We start from the raw sequence: 774 nt of genomic DNA, 5'->3' as shown, positions 1-774 counted from the left end.
CATTGACAGCTACGTCCACTTTGGCGGCAGATGCTTCTGCAGCCACTTCACACCCGCCAGCTTCAACCTTGAAGCAAGGCTACTTTATCGACTCTCCAGTGACTGGCCTGTATTACAAAACCAGTTCCAATATCACAGGAGTCACTCAGCAAGGCGCATTTCACTACCAACCAGGTGATGTGATCAGCTTCTTCCTTGGTAACGATGACAAAGGTTATCTGCTGACAACCTTATCGAGCCAAGAAGTGCTTACGCCAACGATGGCGACAACCAAACCCAGCCGCAGCATCAATATGACGCGTCTGCTGCTTTCTCTCGACAGCACGCCTGAGAATCGTGAGGAAATTGTCTTAGCCAACCGGGTGGTGTCTGATCCTCGCATTCAAAGCCAGCTCAAGAGTCTCGATCTCAATTATCTGGATGACGCTAAACGACATCTCAACCTCGACTGGGTTTCTGTCGATGAGGCGATTGATCACTTGAACGAAAGCCAGCAGTACATTGAGGAAAACTTTGCCTCTGATGAGATCATCTTTGAACCTCGCGGCATCACGTTCAAAAACATCGTGATCAAAAAGAAAGATTGGCAGGGCCGCGCTTGCGCCTACGATCTGCGCTATAAACATCACCCCAAATATCGCCCCCCATTTGGTGAAACCCGATTCACCATCACCAAAGATTCGTTAATTGAACACCCGAGTGTTGGCGACCATTTTCAAGGTTGCTTCATATCACCGAATCACCAAATTACGGAAGATATTGTCGAGCCGATTA

Annotated in this window: 1 pseudogene; it reads left to right on the top strand. The window is 48.4% G+C overall.

From position 1 onward, the window contains the following. Positions 1-2: 2 nt before the first annotated feature. A pseudogene (locus tag R7P74_RS25975) lies at positions 3-774 on the top strand (chromosome partitioning protein ParA); the annotation flags it as partial.

It is taken from the genome of Vibrio sp. 2033 (assembly GCF_033339735.1).
Note: the sequence above shows the minus strand (reverse complement) of the source record. Positions and strands in the feature narration are given on the sequence as shown.